The 5,554-nt window shown below is 30.4% G+C and carries 8 protein-coding genes and 1 pseudogene; 5 read left to right on the top strand and 4 right to left on the bottom strand.

Annotated elements, in window-relative coordinates:
* From G468_RS0115890 to G468_RS0115875, 4 genes are all read left to right on the top strand, one after another.
* A partial coding sequence (locus tag G468_RS0115890) for a hypothetical protein (protein WP_026823892.1) occupies positions 1-238 on the top strand: 238 nt, incomplete at its 5' end.
* Positions 239-338: 100 nt separating this feature from the next.
* Entirely contained in the window at positions 339-509 is a 171-nt protein-coding gene (locus G468_RS23935; RefSeq protein WP_155847014.1) for a hypothetical protein, read from the top strand.
* The gene (locus G468_RS0115880; protein WP_026823891.1) at positions 506-1,015 is read left to right on the top strand and encodes a hypothetical protein; all 510 of its coding nucleotides are present in this window, start codon (positions 506-508) and stop codon (positions 1,013-1,015) included. The genes G468_RS23935 and G468_RS0115880 overlap by 4 nt, the downstream gene beginning before the upstream one ends.
* A complete protein-coding gene (locus G468_RS0115875) occupies positions 1,005-1,220 on the top strand; it encodes a hypothetical protein (RefSeq protein WP_026823890.1) in 216 nt (71 codons plus the stop codon). The genes G468_RS0115880 and G468_RS0115875 overlap by 11 nt, the downstream gene beginning before the upstream one ends.
* A gap of 27 nt (positions 1,221-1,247) precedes the next feature.
* On the opposite strand, the gene G468_RS0115870 is transcribed toward G468_RS0115875, so the two are convergent.
* Together G468_RS0115870 and G468_RS21470 are read right to left on the bottom strand one after the other, a co-directional pair.
* Positions 1,248-1,547, bottom strand: coding sequence for a hypothetical protein (locus G468_RS0115870; protein ID WP_026823889.1), 300 nt, complete (start codon positions 1,545-1,547; stop codon positions 1,248-1,250).
* 26 nt (positions 1,548-1,573) lie between these two features.
* Positions 1,574-2,035 (bottom strand): annotated as a pseudogene (locus G468_RS21470) (transglycosylase SLT domain-containing protein).
* 553 nt (positions 2,036-2,588) lie between these two features.
* Between G468_RS21470 and traM the strand changes: the two are divergent.
* The gene (gene traM, locus G468_RS0115860; RefSeq protein ID WP_026823888.1) at positions 2,589-2,963 is read left to right on the top strand and encodes a conjugal transfer relaxosome DNA-binding protein TraM; all 375 of its coding nucleotides are present in this window, start codon (positions 2,589-2,591) and stop codon (positions 2,961-2,963) included.
* 186 nt (positions 2,964-3,149) lie between these two features.
* On the opposite strand, the gene G468_RS21465 is transcribed toward traM, so the two are convergent.
* Together G468_RS21465 and G468_RS0115850 are read right to left on the bottom strand one after the other, a co-directional pair.
* On the bottom strand, positions 3,150-3,560 hold the full coding sequence (locus G468_RS21465) for a type III secretion system chaperone family protein (protein WP_051297161.1): 411 nt from the start codon (positions 3,558-3,560) through the stop codon (positions 3,150-3,152).
* A gap of 7 nt (positions 3,561-3,567) precedes the next feature.
* Positions 3,568-5,232, bottom strand: coding sequence for a type III secretion system effector inositol phosphate phosphatase (locus G468_RS0115850; protein ID WP_081700711.1), 1,665 nt, complete (start codon positions 5,230-5,232; stop codon positions 3,568-3,570).
* Positions 5,233-5,554: the final 322 nt, after the last annotated feature.

Raw genomic sequence — 5,554 nt, 5'->3', positions numbered from 1 at the left:
CCAATGGTTGTTTGAACAACTCATGGCAATAACTGAAAACGTCTTAAATCACGGCGTAAGTAACTGGCAGGAACCAAAGTTAAAATATTCCGTGGTCAAATATTGGATAAAGGCAATAACCTTAATTCCCGATTTGTACGGTGAATTAGGGGAGGAAATAATTGCTTTTGTTCGTAACCAATTTGAGCAATCTCTTTGTGTTGAAGTTGCTATGGCACGGCAAAATTATCAATTCTGAATTTGATTATAAAGAATTAAATAAAATCTAACGGTACTTGTAGGGATCCGACTCCCTTCAAGTACCTAACCTAAAACCTAAAGATAGTAGGAGTTGAGCTATGCGAAATAATACGCATATCGCACGCGTAATGAAAGCGTGCAGCATATTAAACAAGCCGTTTTGTACGTCAAAAATTTTAATTATTCGTGAGTGTGTCAATTTTATTTGTCTTGTAGCGACATTAAAACAACAAGCGGAACAGCGCATTGAAGGAGGGGATGATAAATGAGTTGCTATATCATTAACAACAAAACTGCCTCCAGTATCGTAACTGCATTGATTGAGTTGGATTACATTCATGAAGCCGAAGCGCCAGCATTTTTAGATATGATGATGAGTTTAAATTCTAGATCAGTAAACGAGCGTTATTCCGAGAATGAACCGACAGTAAGATATGATTTTTCAAAACAACAAACTGATTTATATGAGGAAGATGGCTATAAGGCTTATGCCGCTGGCCTACAAATTATGGCTAATATTGCCTTTTATCACTATCAATCTTGCGAGACAGATATCTGTAATCAAACAATAGTCATGAAAATACTCAACAAAATGAAAGGCGAATTACTAACGGCGTGTAAATTTTGGCTAATAGAAAACGGTTTTAATGATGGTAACGGTTGGAAAGGCAAAGATTATGATAATTTGCCTTTTTCTGAAAAGACGACCTGGGGACTTTATGATCATGATAAAAAGGTGATAACGGGGTGTGAAGGAGGCAGTTATGCAAACTGATTGTTTTGATGATAATTCGAAACTATTATCAATTTTTGATAATGAGAATGAATTTTTTGCCTTGTGTGAAATGATTAACCGTGATTTTGAAGAAACCAAAAGAGTTGTAGAGCAGACACAAAACTTTTCCCCTCAAATTTTTAATCAAAAAAGGTTAAGAAAATTTAAAACGATTATCAATTATATCGGAAATAAGCAATTATAATAAAATCGGCGGTATATCCGCCTTTTTTTATAATTTATCTTTTTGCTGTTTATTTATTTTAAAATCAGCAAGGCTAATGACGGGTGCTTTTCTTTTTTTCTTTTTGCGTGGTTTTATAACCGGAATATGATTATCATAAATAAACATAACAGGGTCATCATTTTCGTTCCGAATTTCAATCTTATCAAAATTAATATTTTCACCATGAAAATAAAGATTAACGCCGGAGAGAAATTTAATGTCATAAAATTGTAATTCTTCAATCGCTTCACAAATTGCTTTCTTAAGACTTTGTTTATTCCAGCGACCATTAAATTTTATTCTCATTTATTATTCCTTAATTTAATGTTTATTTACTGGTGCTGATTATTTTTTATTTTACGATAAACTTTGTTAATTTTTCTGGCGTAAATTAATCTTTGTTTATTCTGTATTTCATTATTTTTAAATCCGGCATTATAAGCGCCTATTGCTTACCAGGTTACACCCCATTTATTAAATGCCAGCGCTAAAAAATAAGCGCCAGTATAAATATTCATACAAGCATCATTTCTTAATTGATAAGGGGTAATACCTAACGATTTAAGATAATTAATATGCTGTGAGTTAATTTGCATGAGGCCAATATCAATACTGTTATTATTATTTTTTCCGATAGCATTCGGATTATATTTTGATTCTACCCAAGCGATAGCCCGTAATAAATCAGGGTCTATTTTATAATCTCTGCCCGCCAAATAAAAACAATCGGCAAAACTGGCATTAGTGAAAAATCCAAACAGAAAAATTACGATTAAAAGTTTTAAAAATTTCATCAAACAGCCTCGATTTTATCCCCCAAAAGTCCCTAGTCCATCGCTCTCACAACACTTCTTATCGCCCACTCCTTAGCATAGAATATGTTCACACCCCACGCAAATTAAAAATTTGCAATAAATAAATTTAAAATCAATAAGTTAGGTTTTTTAATATTTAATTAATTATTTTACATCTAAAAAACTAGAGTCGTTAACAACTTAAAAATAGAGTCTTATTAGAGTTATTGTTATTTTTCATACGGATAGCTAGACTCAACTCTAGAGTCAAGTCCTTAAAAGACTCGCCTTACGACTCGTGTTTTTCTATTTGTAAGTCGTATAAGAGTCGTAATTCAAGTCGTTAGCGACTCGTATTTCTGAGCAATGAGTCGTCTTACGAGTCGTTATGTAAGTCGTTTACGACTTGCATTTTTGTTATGCGAGTTGTATAAAGAGTTGTGAGTGAGTCGTAAACGACTCGTTATTGACTCAATAAAGAGTTGTGTGCAACTTGCTTTGATATGGCTAATTTTTAACCTAATCATAGTCTATTCGTCAAGGATAAAATTTCATGGCAAGATTACAAATTTACACGTCAAATGATGTTTTTAATCGGATTGTTAATATCGTAAATCAACAAAAAAATGAGGGTGCGAATGAAACTGAAATTAGCTTATCCAGTGTAGGGACAATGTTACTTGAACTTGGTTTAAGGGTTTATGAAGCTCAACAAAATAATGAAGATAATTCTTTTAATCAGGAAGCCTTTAATAAAGTTGTACTTGAAAGTTTAATAAAGACAAAAAAAGCCGTGTCGTTAATTTTAGGTATGCAATCTTTTTCTCCTTATTTAGAAGGAAAAGAAAATTATGAATATCATAAAATGGTTAATGAAATTAGAGATGCTGCTAAAGAAGAGATTAAGAAATTTTTTCCAGATGATTAATTTTAACTCTATTAATTGAATACCGTCATTTTGACGGTATTTTAAATTTATTTGTAATTATTGCATATTTGCATCACGCCGATCATGATTTGAATATGTATAACAGAAATTGAGATAAAAATAAAAAATAACCTAAATATTACGTACAAAAATATTTTTTAGGTAAATATAAAATTTAAGGAAAAACTATATCTTTTTAGTATTAAATAAATATTTTTTATCACTTATTTCATTTTTTAAAACTGGTTTTTTATCGTACAAAAAGTCTTGTTGAAATTTTATAGAAAAATTAATTATTAATTCCAATGCTGACAACATATCTGATTCTGAACTTTCTCCTGGTATACGATAAATTGCTAATATCACTGAAGCATCTAAATCCGTAGATAATATTACATTAGAATAATAGTTTATTTTTAAAATTTGGATTAATAATTCTGGGTCATTAGTTGCCCTCATTAAAGGGCAGATCATCTCTATTACTCCATTTGATCTATCAAAGTAAATAGATAGATCATTATTTATAGATAACACAGGCTCTTCATTATCTAATTCTAGACCAAAGTAATCATATAAAAATGATAGCAATTTTTGCATAAATCCATCAACTTTTAACTAAATTAGAAAGACCTTTTAAGCTATTGAATACCTTTTTATCAGCAATACGTTTTTCATATGAAAGGTTTAAAAAACTTAATGGCAAATTTTTGATGACTTTATTACCTTTTGCTCCAGTATTATAATACTGTATTTCTTGATTACCACTTTTGGTGAAAACTTCTTTCATTAACTCATTGTTTATTCCACCATAAGGTGATCCTGGTTTACTAAGTTTTATTCTTTGATTATAGGAAATAACTTCTTGTTTTATCTCTGAATCTAGCATTCCAGTCCTATCTTTTCCACTTTTACAATTCCAGCATGGAACCGCTTTAATTTCATATGCAAGCATAGCAATGCGTTTTGATGCTTTATAAGGTTCACCATCATCAACATGATGCCATTTATTTTTCCATATAGTCTTTATTTGTTTGCTTAACTCCAGGACTTTATCTACATTATCTGGGTTTCCTTTTAAATACTCACCAACCCAACCTCCAGGAGTTGAATTTGGCTCCAAATCATCACCTAATAATTTTTGCATTGCCATAGAGTTATAAACATCAGAGGCTGAATTACCCACCTTAAACTTTAGTGCTAATTCGTTTACTCCAAAATTAAAAGCAGATACCTCTAAGATAACTTTAACATTTTGTATTTGACCTTGTTTGTCTCTAATTCTTAAAGTCATTTTTTGTTGATTACTAAGCGCCTCCCATGCTTTGATCTGATCACGTAGCATTGTTTCTTCATTACCTATCTTAGTATTGGTTAATAAAGAAGTAGATACCAACCGTAGTTTAACAGGCTCTCCTTTTAAGGCTTTATCAAGGATATGTGTCTTAGAAAAAAGCGCTGCTGTAACTACTTCTCTGGCTCGATTTCTAGCTCCAAGGGTTCTTTCGTACGAATTTTCTGGCAATTCATAAGGTGATAAAACCCCGTGACGTATACCTTCAAAAAGCGTTTTATTAATACCATTCTCTTTTATACTTATTGATGATTTCCATAAATTAGTCGCATGATAAGTTTCTTTTGTTGAGGATGAACAGATACCTTTATCGGAATAAGATATAGGGAAAATATCATCTTTCCCTAATTTCATTTTACTTGCTGGTTGTTGTTTACTTAAATAGGTTTTCCCAGCATAGGTAATATTATTTTTTATGGTACGCCAATTTTTATTATTTAGGTGTTCAATTAATGCTTCTTTAAAAGTGATATTGGCTAATTTTTTAGCTTTAAAAGAAGAATGTTTATTTTGTAAAAAGTTATTAGATATTAAGTTAACAAGATTATTACGTAATTTTTTGGAAATTTCTATTTCTTTATCTGTTGCGACTCTGTTTTCCTTAAATTTTGAAGCATCCAATTGATTGGATAGCGAAATTAGCGTAGAACTATCTCCTCCTACCTTATTCATAGCTAGAATAGCGGCATCTATTAAATTACGCTGATAGTCGTAGATATCATGAATTGATTGGTTGGTTTTAAATTTATTTTTTATTGATTTATTCAGAGAAATGATTTTTTGATAAGCTTTATAAGCTTTTTTTGGTGGTTTACCATGACTAACAGTTAATCTAACTTTATTAAATTCTACACTATTTATTTTTTCTTTATTTGAATGATAAAGATTAACATTCAAACTATTATTTATTATTTTCATATTCATTTTTAATAATTTATTAACCTGGTTTTAATTGAAAAATAATTTTGACAGATATATATTAATAACTTTATTGTTCAATAACTTATTATTTAGTTTTACTATAACACAATAAATTTTATCAATTTGTTTATAAATGTAATATGTTTTAGTCTCCTAACGTTTTTTCTTTAGCAAGATCACGTACCATCTCCCGTTCTATTTGTTGAAGTTGTTTGGTTAATCGATTTTCATTGACGACTTTTTTGACTATCTCATCGATATTTTGTTTTTGCTGATAATCTTCCAGGGCTTTTCGTTGCTCAGGGGTTAATGTTGAGGT

This window comes from Arsenophonus nasoniae DSM 15247 (genome assembly GCF_000429565.1).
Lineage (GTDB): Bacteria > Pseudomonadota > Gammaproteobacteria > Enterobacterales > Enterobacteriaceae > Arsenophonus > Arsenophonus nasoniae.
The sequence above is the reverse complement of the archived record's forward strand: the minus strand, read 5'-3'. Positions and strand labels throughout refer to the sequence as shown.